The 22,253-nt window shown below is 61.9% G+C and carries 24 protein-coding genes; 19 read left to right on the top strand and 5 right to left on the bottom strand.

Annotated elements, in window-relative coordinates; translation table 11 throughout:
• The first annotated feature begins 78 nt into the window (after positions 1-78).
• The 3 genes from mpl to KCG87_RS18580 are packed head-to-tail and all read left to right on the top strand — an operon-like array spanning position 79 to position 2,349.
• Positions 79-1,428 carry a UDP-N-acetylmuramate:L-alanyl-gamma-D-glutamyl-meso-diaminopimelate ligase gene (gene mpl, locus KCG87_RS18590; protein ID WP_210558599.1) on the top strand — a complete coding sequence of 450 codons (1,350 nt, stop codon included), beginning with the start codon at positions 79-81 and terminating at the stop codon, positions 1,426-1,428.
• On the top strand, positions 1,425-2,072 hold the full coding sequence (gene ubiX, locus KCG87_RS18585; RefSeq protein WP_007968137.1) for a flavin prenyltransferase UbiX: 648 nt from the start codon (positions 1,425-1,427) through the stop codon (positions 2,070-2,072). Before mpl ends, ubiX begins: the two co-directional genes overlap by 4 nt.
• Positions 2,065-2,349: a YceK/YidQ family lipoprotein gene (locus tag KCG87_RS18580; RefSeq protein ID WP_096796309.1), complete on the top strand. Its 285-nt coding sequence runs from the start codon at positions 2,065-2,067 to the stop codon at positions 2,347-2,349. The genes ubiX and KCG87_RS18580 overlap by 8 nt, the downstream gene beginning before the upstream one ends.
• A gap of 117 nt (positions 2,350-2,466) precedes the next feature.
• Here KCG87_RS18580 and KCG87_RS18575 read toward each other — a convergent pair whose 3' ends face one another.
• The 3 genes from KCG87_RS18575 to KCG87_RS18565 form a co-directional block, all read right to left on the bottom strand.
• Positions 2,467-3,108, bottom strand: a complete 642-nt coding sequence (locus KCG87_RS18575; RefSeq protein WP_210558600.1) for an oxidoreductase — start codon at positions 3,106-3,108, stop codon at positions 2,467-2,469.
• Between the two features lie 27 nt (positions 3,109-3,135).
• Complete coding sequence (locus tag KCG87_RS18570; RefSeq protein ID WP_210558601.1) at positions 3,136-4,863, bottom strand: C13 family peptidase; 1,728 nt, start codon at positions 4,861-4,863, stop codon at positions 3,136-3,138.
• 110 nt (positions 4,864-4,973) lie between these two features.
• Positions 4,974-5,429, bottom strand: a complete 456-nt coding sequence (locus KCG87_RS18565) for a MaoC family dehydratase (RefSeq protein ID WP_003228575.1) — start codon at positions 5,427-5,429, stop codon at positions 4,974-4,976.
• A gap of 180 nt (positions 5,430-5,609) precedes the next feature.
• On the opposite strand from KCG87_RS18565, the gene KCG87_RS18560 reads away from it, so the two are divergent.
• Genes KCG87_RS18560 through KCG87_RS18550 form a run of 3 tightly spaced genes read left to right on the top strand, consistent with a single transcriptional unit; the run spans position 5,610 to position 7,289 of the window.
• A complete protein-coding gene (locus KCG87_RS18560) occupies positions 5,610-5,972 on the top strand; it encodes a CidA/LrgA family protein (protein WP_095139173.1) in 363 nt (120 codons plus the stop codon).
• Complete coding sequence (locus KCG87_RS18555) at positions 5,972-6,688, top strand: LrgB family protein (protein WP_210558602.1); 717 nt, start codon at positions 5,972-5,974, stop codon at positions 6,686-6,688. The genes KCG87_RS18560 and KCG87_RS18555 overlap by 1 nt, the downstream gene beginning before the upstream one ends.
• 10 nt (positions 6,689-6,698) lie before the next feature.
• Positions 6,699-7,289 carry an LON peptidase substrate-binding domain-containing protein gene (locus tag KCG87_RS18550; protein ID WP_210558603.1) on the top strand — a complete coding sequence of 197 codons (591 nt, stop codon included), beginning with the start codon at positions 6,699-6,701 and terminating at the stop codon, positions 7,287-7,289.
• A 3-nt stretch (positions 7,290-7,292) separates the two neighbouring features.
• Here the strand turns inward: KCG87_RS18550 and KCG87_RS18545 are convergent, their stop codons facing one another.
• Both KCG87_RS18545 and KCG87_RS18540 read right to left on the bottom strand, forming a co-directional pair.
• Positions 7,293-8,609 (bottom strand): bifunctional DedA family/phosphatase PAP2 family protein, encoded by a 1,317-nt coding sequence (locus tag KCG87_RS18545; protein WP_134787410.1) that lies wholly within the window; start codon positions 8,607-8,609, stop codon positions 7,293-7,295.
• Between the two features lie 190 nt (positions 8,610-8,799).
• Complete coding sequence (locus KCG87_RS18540; protein ID WP_210558604.1) at positions 8,800-9,498, bottom strand: DNA-3-methyladenine glycosylase; 699 nt, start codon at positions 9,496-9,498, stop codon at positions 8,800-8,802.
• 177 nt (positions 9,499-9,675) lie between these two features.
• Between KCG87_RS18540 and KCG87_RS18535 the strand changes: the two genes are divergently transcribed.
• The 13 genes from KCG87_RS18535 to KCG87_RS18475 all read left to right on the top strand — a co-directional run bounded on the left by KCG87_RS18535 (position 9,676) and on the right by KCG87_RS18475 (position 22,216).
• Positions 9,676-10,947, top strand: a complete 1,272-nt coding sequence (locus KCG87_RS18535; RefSeq protein ID WP_095139181.1) for a glutamate-5-semialdehyde dehydrogenase — start codon at positions 9,676-9,678, stop codon at positions 10,945-10,947.
• A complete protein-coding gene (gene nadD, locus KCG87_RS18530) occupies positions 10,916-11,638 on the top strand; it encodes a nicotinate-nucleotide adenylyltransferase (RefSeq protein ID WP_049827899.1) in 723 nt (240 codons plus the stop codon). The genes KCG87_RS18535 and nadD overlap by 32 nt, the downstream gene beginning before the upstream one ends.
• A gap of 72 nt (positions 11,639-11,710) precedes the next feature.
• A complete protein-coding gene (gene rsfS, locus KCG87_RS18525; RefSeq protein WP_007960601.1) occupies positions 11,711-12,205 on the top strand; it encodes a ribosome silencing factor in 495 nt (164 codons plus the stop codon).
• A 9-nt stretch (positions 12,206-12,214) separates the two neighbouring features.
• Positions 12,215-12,682, top strand: coding sequence for a 23S rRNA (pseudouridine(1915)-N(3))-methyltransferase RlmH (rlmH, locus tag KCG87_RS18520; protein ID WP_003185785.1), 468 nt, complete (start codon positions 12,215-12,217; stop codon positions 12,680-12,682).
• Between the two features lie 10 nt (positions 12,683-12,692).
• Complete coding sequence (mrdA, locus tag KCG87_RS18515; protein ID WP_096796302.1) at positions 12,693-14,588, top strand: penicillin-binding protein 2; 1,896 nt, start codon at positions 12,693-12,695, stop codon at positions 14,586-14,588.
• A gap of 31 nt (positions 14,589-14,619) precedes the next feature.
• A complete protein-coding gene (rodA, locus tag KCG87_RS18510) occupies positions 14,620-15,723 on the top strand; it encodes a rod shape-determining protein RodA (protein ID WP_166497270.1) in 1,104 nt (367 codons plus the stop codon).
• Between the two features lie 17 nt (positions 15,724-15,740).
• A complete protein-coding gene (gene mltB / locus KCG87_RS18505; RefSeq protein WP_134787409.1) occupies positions 15,741-16,751 on the top strand; it encodes a lytic murein transglycosylase B in 1,011 nt (336 codons plus the stop codon).
• Entirely contained in the window at positions 16,751-17,761 is a 1,011-nt protein-coding gene (locus KCG87_RS18500; RefSeq protein ID WP_007960588.1) for a septal ring lytic transglycosylase RlpA family protein, read from the top strand. Before mltB ends, KCG87_RS18500 begins: the two co-directional genes overlap by 1 nt.
• Before the next feature lie 187 nt (positions 17,762-17,948).
• Positions 17,949-19,106: a D-alanyl-D-alanine carboxypeptidase family protein gene (locus KCG87_RS18495; RefSeq protein ID WP_003228546.1), complete on the top strand. Its 1,158-nt coding sequence runs from the start codon at positions 17,949-17,951 to the stop codon at positions 19,104-19,106.
• A gap of 85 nt (positions 19,107-19,191) precedes the next feature.
• Positions 19,192-19,467, top strand: coding sequence for a DUF493 domain-containing protein (locus KCG87_RS18490; RefSeq protein WP_027612895.1), 276 nt, complete (start codon positions 19,192-19,194; stop codon positions 19,465-19,467).
• On the top strand, positions 19,467-20,114 hold the full coding sequence (gene lipB, locus KCG87_RS18485; RefSeq protein WP_098965778.1) for a lipoyl(octanoyl) transferase LipB: 648 nt from the start codon (positions 19,467-19,469) through the stop codon (positions 20,112-20,114). Before KCG87_RS18490 ends, lipB begins: the two co-directional genes overlap by 1 nt.
• 25 nt (positions 20,115-20,139) lie before the next feature.
• Positions 20,140-21,138: a lipoyl synthase gene (lipA, locus tag KCG87_RS18480; RefSeq protein ID WP_160768663.1), complete on the top strand. Its 999-nt coding sequence runs from the start codon at positions 20,140-20,142 to the stop codon at positions 21,136-21,138.
• 127 nt (positions 21,139-21,265) lie between these two features.
• Positions 21,266-22,216, top strand: a complete 951-nt coding sequence (locus KCG87_RS18475; RefSeq protein WP_210558605.1) for an LD-carboxypeptidase — start codon at positions 21,266-21,268, stop codon at positions 22,214-22,216.
• The last annotated feature ends 37 nt before the right edge of the window (positions 22,217-22,253 follow it).

Genomic DNA, 22,253 nt, shown 5'->3' with positions numbered 1-22,253 from the left:
GCGTCGGCGCAGGCGAAACACCAGGTGCGATTTTTCCCACCCTACGCTAACCTGCGGCCATGTTTTACGAGGTCGACTATGCACATTCATATTCTGGGTATCTGCGGGACTTTCATGGGCTCGATGGCGGTTCTGGCCAAAGAGCTGGGCCATCACGTGACCGGCTCCGACGCCAACGTCTATCCGCCGATGAGCACGCAGCTTGAGGCCCAGGGCATTCAGTTGACCCAGGGCTACGACCCGGCCCAGCTCGATCCGGCACCGGATCTGGTGGTGATCGGCAACGCCATGTCCCGCGGCAACCCGGCGGTGGAATATGTGCTGAACAAAGGCCTGCCGTACGTCTCCGGCCCGCAGTGGCTGGCCGATCACGTGCTGCAAGGGCGCTGGGTGCTGGCGGTTGCCGGCACGCACGGCAAGACCACCACCAGCAGCATGCTCGCCTGGGTGCTGGAACATGCCGGCATGAGCCCGGGGTTCCTGATCGGCGGCGTGCCGCAGAACTTCTCGGTGTCCGCACGTCTGGGCGGCACGCCTTTCTTCGTGATCGAGGCCGACGAGTACGACAGCGCGTTTTTCGACAAGCGTTCGAAGTTCGTCCACTACCGCCCGCGCACCGCGATCCTCAACAACCTTGAGTTCGATCACGCCGACATCTTCCCCGATTTGCCGGCGATCGAGCGGCAGTTCCACCACTTGGTGCGGACTATTCCGAGCGAAGGTCTGGTGATCCACCCGACCACCGAACCTGCCCTGCAGCGCGTGATCGAAATGGGCTGCTGGACCCCGGTGCAAACCACCGGCGTCGGCGGTCAGTGGCAGGTCAGGTTGCTCAAAGACGATGGCTCGGCGTTCGAAGTAATGTTCGAAGGCGTGTCCCAGGGCACTGTCGAATGGGAGCTGACCGGTCAGCACAACGTCGCCAACGCCTTGGCTGCGCTGGCAGCGGCGCGGCATGTCGGTGTGGTGCCGTCGATGGGCATCGCCGGCTTGAGTGCATTCAAGAACGTCAAACGCCGGATGGAGAAAGTCGCCGAAGTGCGCGGCATCACTATCTACGACGACTTCGCCCACCACCCGACTGCGATCGCCACCACCCTCGATGGCTTGCGCAAGCGTATCGGCGACGCACCGCTGATCGCGATCATCGAGCCGCGCTCCAACTCGATGAAGCTCGGCGCACACCGTGACGGTCTGCCGGACAGCGTGGTCGATGCCGATCAAGTGATCTGGTACGCCCCGGCCAACCTCGGTTGGGATCTGGGCGCCACCGCCGCGCTGTGCAGCGTGCCATCGATTGTCAGCGACTCGCTGGAAGGCATCATCGAACGCGTGAAGAGCCAGGCCCAGCCCGGCACTCACGTGGTGATCATGAGCAACGGTGGCTTCGGCGGTCTGCACGGCAAACTCGCCGAGGCACTGCAATGAACACTTTTGCCCAGAGCGGCGGCCCGGAACGCATCACGCTGGCGATGACCGGCGCGTCTGGCGCGCAGTATGGATTGCGCCTGCTCGACTGCCTGGTACGGGAAGATCGCGAAGTGCACTTCCTGATCTCCAAGGCCGCGCAACTGGTGATGGCCACCGAAACCGATGTCACGCTGCCGCCCAAGCCGCAGATGATGCAGGCGTTTCTCACCGAATATACCGGGGCGGCTGCCGGGCAGATCCGTGTGTACGGCAAGGAAGACTGGATGTCGCCGGTAGCCTCGGGCTCCGGCGCGCCGGCGGCGATGGTCGTGGTGCCGTGTTCCACGGGTACCTTGTCGGCGATTGCCACGGGCGCGTGCAACAACCTGATCGAGCGCGCGGCGGACGTCACCTTGAAGGAGCGGCGCCAGTTGATTCTGGTGCCGCGCGAGGCACCGTATTCGAGCATTCATCTGGAGCACATGCTCAAGTTGTCGAACATGGGCGTGACCATCCTGCCGGCTTCGCCGGGCTTCTATCACCAGCCGCAGACCATCGACGACCTGATCGATTTCGTCGTCGCGCGGATTCTCAATCTGTTGGGCATTCCACAGGACATGCTGCCGCGTTGGGGCGAGCATCATCTGAGCAGCGATGAATAAGCTGTTGATGATTGCGCTGGCGCTGCAACTGGCCGGCTGCGCCACCGCGCGCACGCTGGATGCCGCCAAGCCGGGGGCGCCGGTGGTGTATTCCGGGACGCGCCTGGATTTGTACGCGATGAATGGCGGGTGCTGTGCGATGGACCGCTTCGGAGCTGAGGCGCCGAGTTATCCGGGAGTGGACCTGCCGGCGAGTGCGTTGCTCGATACGCTGTTGTTGCCGTTGTCTTTGCTGACCGTGATTGGCGTGGGGTTTCAGGCGACTGGCGGATTGTAGGGGAGTGTGGCGAGGGGATTTATCCCCGATGGGGGGCGCAGCGCCCCCAAAATCTGAAAAACGACGACTGCTGCGCAGCCGATCGGGGATAAATCCCCTCGCCACAAAGTACGGTGTTTACTTGCCGAGCTTGCGCAACTCATCCGACTCGACGATCCGCACCCCATCCTGTTCTTCCAGCGCCAGGCGCCACATCGCCCGGGCCAGTTGGCAGGCTTCGATGCCGCGGTACTTGCCGGGAATCAGTTTGGAAAACGGCGCCGCCAGCTGTTCGCCCAGGCGCGGTTCGGTACGATCACCCAGCAACAGCGATGGCCGGCAGATGGTCAGTTGCGGCCAGTCCTGCGCGCGCAACGCCTGCTCCATCTCGCCTTTGACCCGGTTGTAGAAAATCGACGATTTCGGATCGGCGCCCAGCGCGCTGATCACGATCAGGTGCCGCGCGCCCATCTCCCGCGCACGTTTGGCGAAGGCCACCACCATGTCCAGATCCACCGCGCGGAACGCGGCTTCGGAACCCGCCTGTTTGATGGTGGTGCCGAGGCAGCAATAGGCGATATCGACGCGACCACCGAGTTGCGGCAGAAACGCTTGTGGGTCGCCCACCGGGTTTTCCAGGTGCGGATGCTCCGCCAATGGACGACGGGACGGGGCGAGCACGCGGGTGATCGTCGGCTCGTTGAGCAAACGGTCGAGCAGATGCTCACCGGTCAGTCCGGTGGCTCCGGCAAGCAAAACGTGCTGAGGCGTCAAGTACATAGTGTTTCTCCCTTGATACTGTTCAGCTTAGTTGCTGTTTGTTGCTCCGTCGTTCAATGCAGCACTCTGCAACGCTTTTCTGGCCTGCTGTTTACGCAGCAGTTGCCAGTGTGCCAGCACGGTTTTCGGTGCCCAGATCTGTGGCTCCGAGGCTTCGAAGTTATCCGCCAGTTCGCGCTCGGCGACGGTGGCCTTGGCCAGTTTGAAGGCCTGCTCCAGATCGTCGGTCTGGTTCAGGGCCTGAGCGAACAGAGCGTCGCCGAAGTAGGTGAAGTTGGCTTCTTCCGAGCAACCGAACGACACGCGATCGGCGCGCGAGGCGGTCATGATCAGTGTGCGCTCATCTTTCAGCGCGGGGATGAAACCGCCGGAATAGCACGATGAGATCACGATCACCTTGTCGCGATTTTTCAGTGGCGCGAGCACGGCGGCGAGTTCGTCGGCGGGCAGGTCGGCCAACTCCATGCGCGACTGGTCGAGCACCAGCTCGTGTTCGGCGGTGCCGTGGCTGGTCAGGTAGATGAACACCAGGTCTTCCGGGCCGCTGCGTTCAGCGAGGGTCTGCGCGGCGCGGCGCAGGTTTTCGCGAGTGGCCATCGGCCGGTCGACGAGGTGGTCGCGGTGGTTGACCAGACGAATCTGGCCGTAGGCACCGAAACGTGTGGTGAGCATGTTGGCGACGTAGTCGGACTCGCGCAGGAACACGCTTTGCTTGCCGTCGCCGCCGAGGGTCAGGGTGTACAGCTCGACTGCCGGAGTTGAGGCAGGCACGGCGGCCAGTGCGTCATCGAGCAGACGCCCTTGGGCCAGCAAGCCGAGTTCGAGGGTGTCGGGCAACAGCTTGCCGTCGGCGTCACGTACGCGCTGGCCGTTGATCCACGTGCCGCTGAGCACGGTGCCGTCAGTCAGCACCAGAGTGCCGCGTCCGGCGTAGCTGTCGCCGTCGAACCCGCCGATGTAGAAGCTGCCGTCAGACAGGTTCAAACGGCCCTGGCCGCTGAAGCGCCAGTCGTTGAAGTAGCCGATGTAGTGGCTGCCGTCGGCGCCGATCAATTCGCCCTTGCCGGTCAGCGCGCCTTCCTTGAACTGGCCGAGCCACACGTCGCCGTCGGCGTTCTCGTAGCGGCCCTTGCCGTGCAGCTGGCTGTTCTTGAAGCCGCCGACATAGATGTCGCCATCGGCACTGTTGAAGGTGCCATTGCCTTCGAGCTGGCCGTTGACGAAATGGCCGCTGAAGGTGTTGCCGCTAGAGTCGCCGCGCTGGCCTTCGCCGTTGGGTTTGCCGTGGGCGAACTGGCCTTGATAGGAGCTGCCGTCGTCCATTTCCAGACGGCCCAGCCCGGAATACTGGTCAGCCTTGAACTCGCCACGGTAGGTCATGGCGTTTTCCTTGAGGGTGCCTTCGCCATCGCGCCGGCCCTGCTTGAAACCGCCGGTGTAACTGCTGGCGCTGGTGGTCAGGCTGCCCTGGCCATCGAACAGCCCCTGCTGAAACTGGCCGCGATAGACTTCGCCGTTGCTGCCGTGCCACTCGCCCTGGCCATGCCATTGGCCCTTGTCGAACTGCCCGGCGTACCAACTGCCGTTGGGGTAGTCGACGCGGCCCTGGCCTTGCAGCAAGCCGTTGACCAGTTCGCCGCGATAGCGTCCGCCGTCCGGCAGCCGTGCATCCGGGGGCAACAGCGATTCGCCGTCGCCGCACGCGGTGAGCATCAGGGTCAGGGCAAGGGGTGCAAGAGAAGCGAGTGGGCGCATAGCGGGATCCGGGCAATTAGGCGACCGAGTATGCCGCAGCTATGTGACCTTATACAGCCGGGAAAACAGCGCTGATGCGAAACAGCGTGCGCTGTTTCGCATCCCGTGACTCAAACGAAGCAGAGCGACAGCGGTTCTGCGATATAGGCCGGTTTGTCCGAGCCTTCTATCTCAAGCGTCGCGGTGGCCTTGAGCAGCCATTGACCGGGTTTTTTCTCGGTCACTTCGGCCAGATCGACCTTCAGGCGCACTTTTGAATTGACCTTCACCGGCTGGATGAAACGCACGCTGTCCAGACCGTAATTGACCACCATCTTCAGGCCTTGCGGCAGCACGAGGATGTCTTCCATCAGTTTCGGGATCAGCGACAACGACAGGAAACCGTGGGCAATGGTGCTGCCAAAAGGCGTTTGCGCGGCTTTGACCGGATCGACATGGATGAACTGATAATCCCCGGTGGCTTCGGCGAACAGGTTGATGCGCTCCTGATCGATGGTGAGCCATTCGGAACGTCCGAGTTCCTTGCCGACATAATCTTTGAGCTCTGCAACGGGAACATAGGGCATTGAGACTCTCCTTGGGTTCATCGGTTTTATAGTTTTTCAGGTGGGGGATTTGACCGCCCTGCGAACCACTGTAGATCAACATGGCGATTTGCTCCGGTCAACCGACCATGCTTTTGGCGAATGCCGATCCATAGCGCTGCCGTGCTTATAATGCCGAGGACTTGCGGGGGGAGATGTCTGATGTTGTTACGTGGCCTGACCATGCTGGTGCTGTTCCAATTGCTCGGCACGGCACTCAACCATTTGCTGTTGCCGGTGCTGCCGGGGCCGATCATCGGCCTGCTGCTGTTGCTGGTGTTCCTGATCATTCGCGGTGAAGTCGGCGAGCCGCTGAACCTCGCGGCCGGCAGCCTGCTGCGCTATCTGCCGTTGCTGCTGGTGCCGCCGGCGGTGGGCGTGATGGTTTATGCGAGCGACATTGCCGCTGACTTCTGGGCCATTGTCGGCGCGCTGGTGTTGTCGTTGATCCTGTCGATGGCCTTCGCCGGGGTGCTGATGCAACGCCTGGTCAAGCGCCATGCGCCGCACTCGGAGGAGTCGTGATGCTCTTCGATTGGCAAGGCGCCTGGGCTTCGGTCATTCATCATCCGTTGTTCGGCATCGGCATCACCCTCGGTGCCTATCAACTGGTACTGGCGGCGTTCGAGAAAACCCGCTGGATCTTTCTGCAACCGGTGCTGGTCTCGATGCTGGTGGTGATCGGCGTGCTGGTCGGCTGCGGCCTGACCTACGCCGAGTACCGCAAGAGCACCGAAATCCTCAGCATTCTGCTGGGCCCGGCGACGGTGGCGCTGGCGGTGCCGCTGTATCTCAACCTCAAGCGCATCCGCCAATTGTTCTGGCCGATTTTTACTACGCTGGTGATAGGCGGCGTGGTCGCCACGGGCATGGGCGTGTTGCTCGGCTGGTGGTTCGGTGCCGAGCACATGATTCTGATGACCATGGCGCCGAAGTCGGTGACCTCGCCAATTGCCATGCTGGTGGCCGAGCAGATCGGTGGCGTGGCGGCGCTGGCGGCGGTGTTCGTGCTGATCACTGGGGTGATCGGCGCGATCTTCGGTCCGGCGTTGCTGACCCGGCTCGGCGTGCACCGCCCTGAGGCGCGCGGCATGGCGCTGGGCATGACCGCACACGCGGTTGGCACGTCGGTGGCGTTGCAGGAAAGCGATGAGTGCGGCGCCTTCGCGGCGCTGGCGATGAGTCTGATGGGCGTGGCCACGGCGGTGTTCCTGCCGTTGGCGGTGTCGATGGTGGTGTAAGGAAATGTCTATGAGTTTGCCGCTTTTTCCGCTCAACACAGTGCTGTTCCCCGGCTGCAACCTCGACTTGCAGATCTTCGAGGCGCGCTACCTGGACATGATCGGCCGCTGCATGAAGCAGGGCGGCGGTTTCGGCGTGGTGTGCATCCTCGATGGCCATGAAGTCGGCGTCGCGGCAGAAGGCTTTGCCCTGGTCGGCTGCGAAGCGCGGATCACCGATTTCCAGCAACAGGACAACGGTCTGCTCGGGATCCGGGTGCAGGGCGGGCGGCGTTTTCAGGTGTTGCGCACGGAAGTGCAGCGCGATCAGTTGATCCTCGCCGACGTCGAGTGGCTGGACGATGAGCCGGAGCAACCGTTGCAGGACGAAGACGCCGATCTGGTGGCGCTGCTCAAGGCCTTGGCCGAGCACCCGATGGTCGAGGCGTTGAACATGGGCACCGAAGCGCTGGGGCAGCAGTCGCTGGCCAATCAGCTGGCGTATCTGCTGCCGTTCGCCGAAGAAGACAAGATCGACCTGCTGCAACTCGACGATCCGCAGCAGCGACTGGATGCGATCCAGGCGCTGCTCGATGAGCTGCAGGGTGAGCTGTTCGCCTGAGTATCAGTAGGCGTAACGCAACATCGTGTCCGGCAGATGCCGCAGAACGAACAGGCTGAACAACGCCAGCAGCGCCGGCAGAACCAGCCACCAGACCTTGAACGGCATGGCGTTGAGCGGCGCCTTGCGCTGGCTCAGCCACAAGCCCGCCGCACATACGCATGCCGCCAGCATTGCGCCGGCCAGAATATCCGTCGGCCAGTGCGCCCCCAGATACACCCGTGACAAAGCAATCGACAGCGCCGGAATACAGCCGAGCAGCAGCCAGGTCAGGCGCATGCGCGGCGGTTGGCCGCGACCGGCGAGGACCGCCAGCACCAGAAACAGCGCGAACGAACCGGAGGCATGACCGCTGGGCATGCTGTAGCTGGTCAGCGGATCGGTCAGCACCTCCGGGCGTACCCGGGCGAAAAACTGTTTGGTGACGGTATTGAGGAGCGCGGTGCACAGCAGCACGCCACCGGCAAAGATTGCCTGGCGCCATTGCCGGCACAGCAGCAACAGACCGGTGAGCAGGGCGCTGAACATCAGCATATTGCGGAATTCACCGATCAGGGTGAACGTCACCGCGATTTCATCGAGCATCGGCTGCCGATGTTCCTGCACCAGGGTCATCACGCCCTGGTCGAGGGCGTGCAGATACGGATAGCCAATAAACAGGCCGATCAGAATCAACAGGCTCATGCTGCTGATCCAGATCGTCGCCCGGCGATGCTGGCGCAAGCTGCTGTTGACGCTCATGCCGACCATCACCGCAATACTGGCGGCAACGATGCCGGCCTGCAGCCAGAAACCTTCCGGCAGCGGCAAGCGGATCGCCGCTCCGGTGGCCCAACCCGGCAGCAGGTAGGCGACGCTCCAGCCGGCAGCGGCCAGCAGGCTGACGGCGGCGAAACGCGGGAAGGGCATGTCGCACATCCCGGCAACCATCGGCAGCATCGGCCGCAACGGGCCGATGAAGCGCCCGACCAGCAGGCTGGCGATGCCGTAACGCTGGAAGTAGGTTTCGGCCCCGGCCATCCATTCCGGATGGTGGCGCAGCCCCGGCAGGCGGCGGATGTTCTGATGGAAATGGCGGCCGAGGAAGTACGAGATCACATCGCCGAGTATCCCGCCGAGAAAGCCCAGCAGCAGGGTTTCACTCAACGACAGTGCGCCGCTGCCGGCGAGTACGGCCACGGCAAACAGCAACACCGTGCCGGGCACGATCAGCCCGGCAATGGCCAGACACTCCACGAATGCGACGATAAACACCGCAGCGGCCAGCCACTGCGGATTGGCGGCGAGCCACCCGGTCACGCTATCGAGCCATGGGCCCATACACACAACTCCATCAAATCTTCAATAAGTCCCGAAGGCTGCACAAAATATCAGCAATCACTCAGTACCCCTGTGGGAGCGGGCTTGCTCGCGAATGCGGTGTGTCATCAACGAGCTCGTATCTGACACGCCCTCTTCGCGAGCAAGCCCGCTCCCACAAGGGCGCATTGGGTTCAAAACCTGTGTCACTTCAGGACAGCAAAAAATAATCGCGACCTTCGACCTGGCCCCGGCGCAGCGGGTTCCGCGTGCACCACTGGGCATACGCGGCGTCGACGAAGCGGTACATCAGGTGTTCGTCGCGGCCATGGGGGATGCCCAGGCGGGTGGTCTGGATAATCTGGGTCGGCGCCGGCCCGGTGTCTTCCACCAGCATCAGCTCATGATCGAAACGCTTGGCGTCCCACATTGGCACCTTCAGCCCAAGCGCCTTGCACAGCAGCGTCTGCCCGGCGCAAAGCTTTTGCGAAGGACGCGGCCGGCCTTGGGCATCGGGATTGTTCAGCAGCATCTGCGCCAGACTCGCCGGCCCGCTGACCTCATCGACCCACGGGTAAGCGGACTTGATCAGCACCGCATTGCCCGGCCCCTGAGCGCTGAAGTTCAGCGAATCGCCACCGCGGGCGTAATACATATAGATGTGCCCGCCATCCAGAAACAAAGCCTTACGTTTTTCCGTATAGCCGAGCGATGCATGACTGCCTTTTTCCGCGCAGTAATAGGCTTCGGTTTCGATGATCCGGGCGCTGAGCCACAGATCGCCGACCCGGTGGCGGATGACTTTGCCGAGCAGATCGCGGGCCAGCACTTGCGCGTCACGGTCGAAAAAAACGTCCGGGAGGCCCAGTGGCAGGCGCTCGGCGATGGCGCGATCGGTCAGGTTGGACATGGCAAACGGTGTTTATCCAGGCGAAGGAGGTCGTGATGATAACAATCCGCGGCTTAATTACGGCTGAACGTCGGCAAATTGCAGTCCATTTCGACCATCCGCCTGTCACCGCTGTTAGTCCCGGGACGCGACAGCTATAATCTGCCGCTTTCCTCTTTGCCAAGACCCCAGCAGACCATGACTGAGTCCGTTCTTGACTACATGACCCGATTGGGTCGCGCCGCCCGCGAAGCTTCCCGGGTCATCGGCCGTGCCAGCACCGCGCAGAAAAACCGCGCCTTGCAGGCTGCTGCCAATGCGCTGGACGCTGCTCGCGCCGAGCTGGCCGCAGCCAATGAACAGGATCTGGCCGCCGGTCGCGCCAACGGTCTGGAGCCGGCACTGCTGGAGCGCCTGGAACTGACCCCGGCGCGCATCGACGGCATGATCGTCGGACTGCGTCAGGTGGCGGCACTGCCGGATCCGGTCGGTGCGATCCGTGACATGAGCTTTCGTCCGTCCGGGATTCAGGTCGGCAAGATGCGCGTGCCGCTGGGCGTGATCGGGATCATCTACGAATCCCGGCCCAACGTGACCATCGATGCCGCCAGCCTGTGCCTGAAGTCCGGTAACGCGACCATCCTGCGTGGTGGCTCCGAGGCGATTCATTCCAACCGGGCGATTGCCGCGTGCATTCAGCGCGGTCTGGCCGAGGCCGAATTGCCGGCAGCCGTGGTGCAAGTGGTCGAAACCACCGACCGTGCCGCCGTCGGCGCGATGATCAGCATGCCCGAGTATGTCGACGTGATCGTGCCGCGCGGTGGCCGTGGCCTGATCGAACGTATCAGCCGTGATGCCCGGGTGCCGGTGATCAAACACCTGGACGGCATCTGCCACGTATTTGTCAGCGAGCACGCCGATCTGGCCAAAGCCCAGCGCATCGCCTTCAATGCCAAGACTTACCGTTATGGCATCTGCGGCGCGATGGAGACCTTGCTGGTTGATCAAAGTGTTGCGAAGGATTTCCTGCCGTCGATGGCTGCCCAGTTCCGCGAGAAAGGCGTCGAGCTGCGTGGCTGCGAACGCACCCGCGCGATCATCGACGCGGTGGCGGCCAGCGAAGACGACTGGAGCACCGAGTATCTGGCGCCGATCCTGTCGATCCGCGTGGTCGACGGACTGGATCAGGCCATCGAACACATCAACCATTACGGCTCGCATCACACCGACTCGATCGTCAGCGAAAACCTCGCCGACACCCGGCGTTTCGTCGCGGAAGTCGACTCGGCGTCGGTGATGATCAACACCCCGACCTGCTTCGCCGATGGATTCGAATACGGATTGGGTGCCGAGATCGGCATTTCTACTGATAAGCTGCACGCCCGCGGCCCGGTGGGCCTCGAAGGACTGACCTGCGAGAAGTACATCGTGGTCGGTGATGGCCAGTTGCGCGGCCAGGCGACGGTCTGACTTGACCGACCTCGACTTGACAGCGCCGCTGCCTGACGGCGAACTCCGACCCCGGCGCATCGGCGTACTGGGCGGCACGTTCGACCCGGTGCACATCGGCCATTTGCGTGGTGCGCTGGAAGTCGCCGAAGCGCTGCTGCTCGACGAGCTGCGCATGATGCCCAGCGCCCGGCCGCCGCACCGCGATACGCCGCAGGTGTCGGCGCAGGATCGGTTGGCAATGGTCGAGTGCGCGGTGGCCGGAGTGCCGCCGCTGGTGGTGGACGCCCGCGAATTGCAGCGGGACAAACCGTCTTACACCATTGATACCCTGGAGTTGATGCGTGCCGAAATGGCCGCCGAGACCCAGGTTTTTCTGCTTTTGGGCTGGGACGCATTTTGCGGCCTGCCCACTTGGCACCGCTGGGAAGAGTTGCTCCAGCATTGCCACATCCTGGTGCTACAGCGCCCGGACGCCGACAGCGAACCGCCGGATGCCTTGCGCAACCTGCTGGCAGCGCGTTCGGTGAGCGACCCGCTGGCCCTGAAAGGGCCGAGCGGACAGATTGCATTCGTCTGGCAGACACCGCTCGCGGTTTCCGCCACCCAGATCCGTCAACTGCTGGCCAGCGGTAAGTCGGTACGTTTCCTGGTGCCCGACGCGGTCCTGGCCTACATCGATGCGCACGGTCTGTACCGTGCGTCGAACTGAACAAGGCGTGCTTCACTGATACGAATCCACGTATCGCCAAGCCGCCGAATATACGAGCAAAACGAGTTTTATATGACTGACAAAGACGTAAGCAAAGTTAAGCGCAAAGGCACGTTCAAGAGCGCACCGCTGCCGGAAGTCGCCAACACCAACGAGCCGCTCAAGGGCGACGAGCTGGTCAAGGTTGCCGTGGCAGCTCTGGAAGACGTCAAGGCACAAGACATCCAGATCATCGATGTGCGCGACAAGCAGAGCATCACCGACTACATGATCATCGCCACCGGTACGTCCAATCGCCAGATCAACGCGATGCTGGACAAGGTCCGTGAAGAAGTCAAAAAGCAGGGCGCCAAGCCGCTGGGCGAAGAAGGCAAGGGCGACAGCGACTGGGTGCTGCTCGACCTCGACCTGGTGATCGTGCACATGATGACTGCCTCGGCGCGTCAGTTCTACGACCTGGAACGCCTGTGGGCCGGTGCCGAGCAAAGCCGTGCGGCAGACGCCAAGCACCACAGCCCGGAAAACACCCACGAGCATTTCACCAAGCTCAACAAAGACCAGCTGTAAGGGATTGCTGTGCGACTGCGACTGATCGCCGTCGGTTCACGCATGCCCAAGTGGGTGGAAGAAGGCTGGCATGAATATGCCAAGCGTCTTCCGTCCGAACTGGCGCTGGAACTGGTGGAAATTCCGCTCAATACCCGTGGCAAGAACGCCGACGTGGCCCGTTTCATCCGCCAGGAAGGCGAAGCCATGCTGGCCAAGGTCGGGCCGAACGAGCGGATCGTCACGCTGGAAGTCCACGGCAAGCCCTGGAGCACCGAGCAACTGGCGGTCGAACTCGACCGTTGGCGGCTGGATTCGCGCACGGTCAATTTCATGGTCGGTGGCCCCGAAGGGCTGGCGCCGGAAGTCTGCGCCCGCGCCGATCAGCGCTGGTCGTTGTCGCCGCTGACCTTGCCGCACCCGCTGGTGCGGATCCTGATCGGCGAACAGCTGTACCGTGCCTGGACCGTGCTGTCCGGTCACCCTTACCACAAGTAGTCCTGCTCTCATGTCTCAGCCGATCCGCATCAAGGACCACGAAAAGGACGCCCGCCTGGTGCGTAGCCGCGTCGTGTTCGGGGCCATTGCGGTCATGCTGTTGATCTGCGTATTGATTGCGCGGCTGTACTACTTGCAGGTGATCCAGTACGAGTACCACTCGACGCTCTCGGAAAACAACCGCGTCCACGTGCAGCCGATTCCGCCGACCCGCGGCTTGATCTTCGACCGCAACGGCGTGGTGGTGGCGGACAACCGCCCGAGCTTCAGCCTGAGCATGACCCGCGAACGTTCCGGCGACTGGCAGCAAGTGCTCGACGTGATCGTCGAAGTGCTGCAGCTGACGCCCGAGGACCGGGTGATCTTCGAGAAACGCATGCGTCAGGGGCGTCGGCCATTCGAGCCGGTGCCGATCCTGTTCGAGTTGACCGAAGAGCAGATCGCCCGGATCGCGGTGAACCAGTTCCGCCTGCCAGGGGTGGAAGTGGTCGCGCAGCTGGTGCGCCACTACCCGCAGGGCGCGCATTTTGCGCACTCGGTGGGTTACATGGGGCGCATCAACGAGAAAGAGCTGAAGACCCTCGACCCGGTCAACTACAGCGGCACCCACCACATCGGCAAGACCGGCATCGAGCGTTTCTACGAGCCGGAACTGCACGGCCAGGTGGGTTACGAGGAAGTCGAAACCAACGCTCGGGGCCGCGTATTGCGCGTGCTCAAGCGTACCGATCCGATTCCCGGCAAGGACATCGTCCTGAGCCTGGACATCAAACTGCAGGAAGCGGCCGAAGCCGCGCTGGGCGGGCGTCGCGGCGCGGTGGTGGCGCTCGATCCGAAGACTGGCGAAGTGCTGGCGATGGTCAGCCAGCCGAGTTTCGACCCGAACCTGTTCGTCACCGGCATCAGCTTCAAGGCCTATGCCGAACTGCGCGATTCCATCGACCGGCCGCTGTTCAACCGCGTGCTGCGCGGCCTGTACCCGCCGGGTTCGACGATCAAGCCGGCGGTGGCGATTGCCGGTCTCGATTCTGGCGTAGTGACAGCGTCGAGCCGGGTGTTCGACCCCGGTTACTACATGCTGCCCAACTACGATCACAAGTACCGCAACTGGAACCGCACCGGTGACGGCTTCGTCGATCTCGACACGGCGATCATGCGTTCCAACGACACCTACTTCTATGACCTGGCGCACAAGCTGGGCATCGATCGGTTGTCGGCCTACATGAACAAGTTCGGCATCGGCCAGAAGGTCTCGCTGGACATGTTCGAAGAATCCCCCGGCCTGATGCCGTCCCGCGAGTGGAAGCGTGCGACGCGCAAGCAGGCGTGGTTCCCGGGTGAAACTCTGATTCTGGGGATTGGCCAGGGTTATATGCAGTCCACACCGTTGCAACTGGCGCAGGCCACGGCGCTGGTCGCCAACAAAGGCATCTGGAACCGGCCGCACCTGGCCAAGACCATTGAGGGCGCCAAACCGGTAGACGAGAACCCGATGCCGGACATCGTCCTGCGCGATCCGTCGGACTGGACCAAGGTCAACCACGGCATGCAGCAGGTGATGCACGGCGCCCGGGGTACTGCGCGCAAGGCAGCAATCGGTGCGCAATACCGCATCGCCGGCAAGTCCGGTACCGCTCAGGTCGTCGCGATCAAACAAGGTGAAAAATACGACCGTTCCAAGGTTCAGGAACGCCACCGCGACCACGCCTTGTTCGTTGGTTTCGCCCCGGCCGACAACCCGAAAATAGTGGTTTCGGTGATGGTCGAGAACGGTGAGTCCGGCTCCGGTGTCGCCGCGCCAGTGGTGCGTCAGGTCATGGATGCCTGGCTTCTGGATCAGGAGGGTCGATTGAAGGCCGAATACGCCGGTCCTATCAGTGCGGAGGCTACGGCCCGTGATGAATAATTTTGATCGCATGCTCTCTAGCGAGGATGTGATGCGTCGCCGGGCGACGCTGCTGCAACGCCTGCATATCGATGGCCCGCTGTTGATCCTGCTGCTGATCCTCGCTGCGGGCAGTCTGTTCGTGCTGTATTCGGCCAGTGGCAAAAGCTGGGATCTGCTGGGCAAACAAGCCACTTCGTTCGGCATCGGCCTGGTGTCGATGATTGTCATCGCCCAGTTCGAACCACGGTTCATGGCGCGTTGGGTACCGCTCGGTTACGTGATCGGCGTGGTGCTGCTGTTGGTGGTGGACATCATGGGCCACAACGCCATGGGCGCGACGCGCTGGATCAACATCCCCGGGGTGATCCGCTTCCAGCCCTCGGAGTTCATGAAGATTCTGATGCCGGCGACGATTGCCTGGTATCTGTCCAAACGCACGCTACCGCCGCAACTCAAGCATGTCGGCATCAGCCTGATGCTGATCGGCGTGCCGTTCATTCTGATCGTGCGCCAGCCTGACCTTGGTACGTCACTGCTGATTCTGGCCGGCGGCGCGTTCGTGCTGTTCATGGGCGGGCTGCGCTGGCGCTGGATCCTCAGCGTGCTGGCCGCCGCCGTACCGGTGGCGATCGCCATGTGGTTCTTCATCATGCACGACTACCAGAAGCAGCGGATCCTGACCTTCCTCGACCCGGAAAGCGATCCGCTCGGCACCGGCTGGAACATCATCCAGTCGAAAGCCGCGATCGGTTCCGGCGGTGTGTTCGGCAAGGGTTGGCTGCTGGGCACCCAGTCGCACCTGGACTTTTTGCCGGAAAGCCACACCGACTTCATCATCGCCGTACTGGGCGAGGAGTTCGGCCTGGTGGGCATCTGCGCGCTGCTGCTGATCTATCTGTTGCTGATCGGTCGCGGCCTGGTGATTACCGCCCAGGCGCAGACGCTGTTTGGCAAATTGCTCGCCGGCGCGCTGACCATGACGTTTTTTGTTTATGTTTTCGTCAACATCGGTATGGTCAGTGGCCTGTTGCCGGTGGTGGGGGTGCCGTTGCCCTTCATTAGCTACGGAGGAACTTCGCTGGTGACACTGCTGTCAGCGTTTGGGGTTTTGATGTCGATTCATACGCATCGCAAGTGGATCGCACAGGTTTGAATAAGGTGAAGAGTTCAATGCAAGTCATGCGCAGCTGGGCGACTCGTTACGCGCCGTGGGTCGGCCTGGTCGGCATCCTTGGCAGCGCGCAGGAAGCGCTGGCCGGCGATTACGAAGGCTCACCGCAGGTGGCCGAATTCGTCGGTGAAATGACCCGCGACTACGGTTTTGCCGGCGAGCAACTGATGGCGGTGTTCCGCGAGGCGCAGCGCAAGCAGGCGATTCTCGACGCCATCTCCAAACCCGCCGAGCGGGTCAAGCAGTGGAAAGAATATCGCCCGATGTTCATCACCGACGCGCGCATCGCCCGTGGTGTGGACTTCTGGCGCCAGCACGAGGCCGTGCTGGCCCGTGCCGAGCAGGAGTACGGTGTACCGGCACAAGTCATCGTGTCGATCATTGGCGTCGAGACCTTTTTCGGACGTAATACCGGCAATTACCGGGTGATTGATGCGTTGTCCACGCTCGGTTTCGACTATCCTCCCCGTGCCGAATTTTTCCGCAAGGAATTGCGTGAGTTCCTGCTGCTGGCCCGTGAAGAACAGGTCGATCCATTGACCCTCAAAGGCTCGTACGCCGGGGCGATGGGCCTGCCGCAATTCATGCCGAGCAGCTTTCGCGCCTATGCGGTGGATTTCGACGGTGACGGTCACATCAATATCTGGACCAATCCGGACGATGCGATCGGCAGCGTGGCCAGTTACTTCAAACGGCATGGCTGGCTCGCCGGGGAACCAGTGGTCAGTCGCGCCGATGTGCGCGGCGAGCAGGTCGATGAAGGCCTGACCACCGGCATCGAGCCGACGAAAACGGTCGGAGAGTTGCGGGCGTTGGGCTGGTCAAGTCATGATGCGCTGCGCGATGATATGCCGGTTACTGCATTTCGCCTCGAAGGCGACAACGGCCCTGAATACTGGATGGGCCTGAAGAATTTCTACGCGATCACGCGTTATAACCGCAGCGTGATGTACGCCATGGCCGTACATCAACTGTCTGAAGAGCTGGTAAAAGCACGGGGCGTCAAGTAATGCGGGCATTGCCTATCAATAAACCCCTGAAGCTGGTGGCATTCGCCGCGTTGGCGGTGCTGGTCGCCAGCTGTTCGACCAGCCGCGCGCCAACCCAGAAGACCTCGTCCACCGCCGTACGTGCGCAGCCGGGGCTGGACATCAACCGCGCGCACAAAGACGGCGCGCCGTGGTGGGATGTCGATGTTTCGCGCATCCCCGACGCCACGCCGACCCTGCACACCGGCCCCTACAAGGCCAACCCGTACACCGTGCTGGGCAAGACCTATTTCCCGTTGCAGGAATCCAAGACCTACGTCGCCTCGGGTACGGCGTCCTGGTACGGCACCAAGTTCCACGGGCAGAACACCGCCAACGGCGAAGTGTATGACCTGTACGGCATGAGTGCCGCTCACAAGACTCTGCCACTGCCAAGTTACGTTCGGGTGACCAACCTGGACAACAACAAGAGCGTGATCCTGCGGGTCAACGATCGCGGGCCGTTCTATTCGGACCGGATCATTGACTTGTCCTACGCGGCCGCGAAGAAGCTCGGTTATGCCGAAATCGGCACCGCGCGGGTCAAGGTCGAGGGCATCGATCCGCAGCAATGGTGGGCCGCCAAGGGCCGTCCGGCGCCGCTGATGCTCAACGAGCCGCAAGTCGCGCAGAATAGCGCCCCGGTGATCACGGCGTCGGCCGGTACCATCGAGCAGTGGACCCCGCCGCCGCAGCAACATGCCTCTGATACTGTCCCTGTACAGATCAGCGCAAAAAAAAACGCTTCTGCACCAGCGTCTGGCCAGTATCTGCAGGTGGGCGCGTTCGCCAACCCGGACGCTGCAGAACTCCTGAGGTCGAAGCTCAGCGGGATGGTGAGCGCTCCGGTGTTCATCAGCTCGATCGTGCGCAATCAGCAGACCCTGCACCGGGTACGCCTGGGGCCGATCGGGTCGCCGGGTGAGATCGCGCAGGTGCAGAACAGCGTGCGCCTGGCCAATCTCGGCTCGCCGAGCGTGGTCACCGAGTAAGAAACGTAGCACTTGATTGACGGTTCACTTGCGGTTTTGGGGGGTGAACCAGGTTGTTGGCTCGTCGAAGAACAAAAGCCCGGCAAGGGTGACTGGAGTGAGCAACTGAACACGCGATGGCCCGTTAGAAGGCTGTCTGAATAGTTTTGCCTTCGGGCAAGTTTCCATTAGCGATTTCGAGAGACGGATGAACATCACCACCTTTGCCAAACGCCTGTGTCTGCTAGTCCCGCTGCTCCTCTCGCCAGCCGCTTTCGCGGCCGAGATGATGCCGTCGCCACCTCAACTGGCTGCAAAAGCCTACGTGCTCATGGACGCCAGCAGCGGCAACGTGCTGGTGGAGAACAACGGTGACCAGCGTCTGCCGCCAGCCAGCCTGACCAAACTGATGACCGCGTACATCGCTACGCTGGAAATCCGTCGCGGCCAGATCGGTGAGAACGACCCGGTGACCGTCAGCGAAAACGCCTGGCGTACCGGCGGTTCGCGGATGTTCATCAAAGTCGGCTCGCAAGTGACCGTCAGCGACCTGCTGCACGGCATCATCATCCAGTCCGGCAACGACGCCAGCGTGGCGCTGTCCGAGCACATCGCCGGCAGCGAAGACGCGTTCGCCGACCTGATGAACAAGACGGTCGCCGATCTGGGCATGACCAACTCGCACTTCATGAACCCGACCGGTCTGCCGAACCCTGAGCACTATTCGTCGGCTCACGACATGGCGATCCTGGCGCGCGCGATCATCCACGAAGACCCGGCTCACTACGCGATCTACTCGCAGAAAGAGTTCTTCTGGAACGGCATCAAGCAGCCTAACCGCAACCTGCTGCTGTGGCGCGACAAAACCGTTGACGGTCTGAAAACCGGTCACACCGACGAAGCCGGCTACTGCATGGTGTCCTCGGCTGTCCGTGATGGCCAGCGTCTGATCGCCGTGGTGTTCGGCACCAACAGCGAAGTGGCCCGTGCTGCTGAAACCCAGAAGCTGCTGACCTACGGTTTCCGTTTCTTCGAAACCCAGACCTTCTACCAGAAGGGCACCGAACTGGCTCAGGCCCCGGTGTGGAAAGGCACCACCAGTCAAGTCAAGGCCGGCCTGGCTGAAGACCTGACCATGACCCTGCCAAAAGGCCAGCTGAAAAAGCTCGCTGCCAGCATGACCATGAACCCGCAACTGACCGCGCCAATCGCCAAGGGCGACGTGATCGGTAAAGTCGAAGTGAAACTGGACGACAAGGTAGTGCACAGCGCTGACCTGATCGCTCTGGACGCTGTCGAGGAGGGTGGTATCTTCCGCCGCATGTGGGATAGCATCCGTCTATTCTTCTACGGCTTGTTCAACTGATTTGTGTTGACCTGCATGGCCCCGCCCCGATCCGGTGCGGGGCCATGTGCGTTACCACGGCTTGCGCTCTAGAGGCCGTTACGCCATGACCGATACCGAAGTAAAGGCGCCAAAGATCGAATTTCCGCAGACTGATTATCCGATTAAGGTGATCAGCGATACGGGCGTCGGCAACAAAGACAAGATCATCGACATCGTCAAGAAACACGCGACCATCAATGATGAGCGCATCGACGAGCGTCAAAGCAGCAACGGCAAGTACACCACCATTCAGCTGCACATCGTCGCGACAGACCAGGATCAGCTGTACAACATCAACAGCGAACTGCGGGCTTCCGGTTTCGTGCACATGGTGTTGTGATGCCAGGCACGCTGGGCTTTCGCGAACTTGGCCAGATGGCTTACGAGCCGGTCTGGCATGCCATGCAACGCTTCACCAACGAACGCGGCAGCGATGCCGCCGACGAAATCTGGCTGGTCGAGCACCCTCCGGTGTTCACCCAAGGCCAGGCCGGCAAGGCCGAACACCTGTTGCTGCCGGGCGATATCCCGGTGGTACAGGTCGATCGCGGCGGGCAGGTGACTTATCATGGCCCGGGCCAATTGGTGGCTTACCTGTTGCTGGATGTGCGCAAGCTGGGCTTTGGCGTACGTGATCTGGTCACGCGCATGGAACACTGCCTGATCGAATTGCTGGACAGCTACGGCGTGACCGCTGTAGCCAAGCCAGATGCTCCCGGCGTCTACGTCGACGGAGCGAAAATCGCTTCTCTGGGTTTGCGGATTCGCCACGGTTGCTCCTTTCATGGCCTGGCCCTGAACGTGGATATGAACCTGGAGCCGTTTCGACGGATTAATCCCTGCGGCTATGCCGGGCTGGCGATGACCCAGCTGAGCGATCACGCAGGATCGATTGAATTTGCCGAGGTAAGTGCCCGGCTGCGCGCGCAGCTCGTCAAACACCTCGACTATGCTGAGCAGACGACCCTGACGGGCGGAATCGACTGATATGACTACTGATGCAGTGCAAACCATGATCCCGACGCTCGACGTGACCGAGCGCCCGGCCCCGCGTCCCAAGGTTGAAGCCGGCGTCAAGCTGCGCGGCGCCGAGAAGGTTGCACGCATCCCGGTAAAGATCATTCCGACCACCGAACTGCCGAAGAAACCCGACTGGATTCGCGTGCGCATCCCGGTTTCGCCGGAAGTCGACCGGATCAAGAGTCTGCTGCGCAAGCACAAGCTGCACAGCGTCTGCGAAGAAGCCTCCTGCCCGAACCTGGGCGAGTGCTTCTCCGGCGGCACCGCGACCTTCATGATCATGGGCGACATCTGCACCCGTCGTTGCCCGTTCTGCGACGTTGGCCACGGTCGTCCGAAACCACTGGACGTCAACGAGCCGGAGAGCCTGGCGATCGCCATTGCCGACCTCAAGCTCAAGTACGTGGTGATCACCTCGGTTGACCGCGACGACCTGCGTGACGGCGGTGCCCAGCACTTTGCTGATTGCATCCGCGAGATCCGCAAGCTGTCGCCGAACGTGCAGCTGGAAACCCTGGTCCCGGACTACCGTGGCCGCATGGACATCGCCTTGGAAATCACCGCTGCCGAGCCGCCGGATGTGTTCAACCACAACCTGGAAACCGTGCCGCGCCTGTACAAGGCTGCGCGTCCGGGTTCGGATTACCAGTGGTCGCTGACCCTGCTGCAACGCTTCAAGCAGATGATGCCGCACATCCCGACCAAATCCGGCCTGATGCTGGGTCTGGGCGAGACCGACGAAGAAGTCATCGAAGTCATGAAGCGCATGCGCGAACACGACATTGACATGCTGACCCTCGGCCAGTACCTGCAACCGTCGCGCAGCCACTTGCCGGTGCAGCGTTTCGTGCACCCGGACACCTTCGCCTGGTTCGCCGAGGAAGGTTACAAGATGGGCTTCAAGAACGTTGCTTCCGGCCCGCTGGTACGTTCCTCGTATCACGCCGACGAGCAGGCGAAACTGGTCAAGGCTGAACTGCTCGGTTCCTGATCCGGCGCTGATAGCCTCGAAAAATACCCGCTTCGGCGGGTATTTTTGTTTGGGCCTGCCACGCACTCTTTTGTTTGTCTCTGTACCTGACTACTGTGTGTTCATGAATTCACAGGGAGACCCATGGATGACCGTTCGACCGACTCACACCCTTTTTCCGCATAAGCCTGTGCCGGCGCTGCCGTCCGAAGGACTGATCGGTGTGATTGCCCCCGCCGGCCCCGGTGCACTGGACACTGACAAGGCTGTGCAGTGGATGCGTGCCCGCGGCTATGCACTGAAGGTGTTCCCCGGTGTCTACGAGAAGGACGGCTATCTGGCCGGCAGCGATGACGTGCGCCTCAACGACCTGCACGCCGCTTTCGTCGACCCTGAAGTCGACGCGATCATTTGCCTGCGCGGTGGTTACGGCACGCCGCGCCTGCTGGACCGGATCGATTACGACTTGCTGAGTCGTCACGCCAAGCCGTTTGTCGGCTACAGCGACATCACCGCACTGCATCTGGCGATCAGTCGCTACGCAGGGTTCGTGACCTTCCATGGCCCGCTGCTCAATGCCGACCTGCTGGGCGACAAGGAGCCACCTACCGTCACCTCATTCTTCGCCATGTTGCGCGGTCAGTTGAAGGCGGGGAGTGTGTTGAGCCATCCGGTGGCTTATCCATTGACCACGGTCGAACCTGGCATCGCTCACGGGCGTTTGCTTGGCGGCAATCTGGCGATGATTGCCTCGACGCTGGGCACACCTTATGAGATTGACGTCGAGGGCGTGATTCTGCTGATCGAAGACGTCAACGAGCCGCTATATCGGATTGACCGTTTGCTCACGCAGATGCGCCTGGCTGGCAAGCTGGCCAGATTGCGCGGTGTGCTGGTGGGGGATGTCGCCGGGGTGGATGTCGAGACGTTGAATCGCTTGCTCAAGCAGACCTTCGAGCCGTTACGGATTCCGGTGCTGTCGGGGTGGCGCAGCGGGCATTGTGATCCGAACCTGACGCTGCCGATGGGGGCGCTGGTTCGCTTGGATGCCGGGAAGAAGGAATTGATGTTGGAACAGGATGTAGTGATCAAACGCTAGGGTTTGGTTGCCAGTGAGTCAGTCTTCGGGAGCAAGC

It is taken from the genome of Pseudomonas sp. MWU347 (assembly GCF_017947305.1).
Taxonomy (GTDB): Bacteria; Pseudomonadota; Gammaproteobacteria; order Pseudomonadales; family Pseudomonadaceae; genus Aquipseudomonas; species Aquipseudomonas putida_A.
Note: the sequence above shows the minus strand (reverse complement) of the source record. Positions and strands in the feature narration are given on the sequence as shown.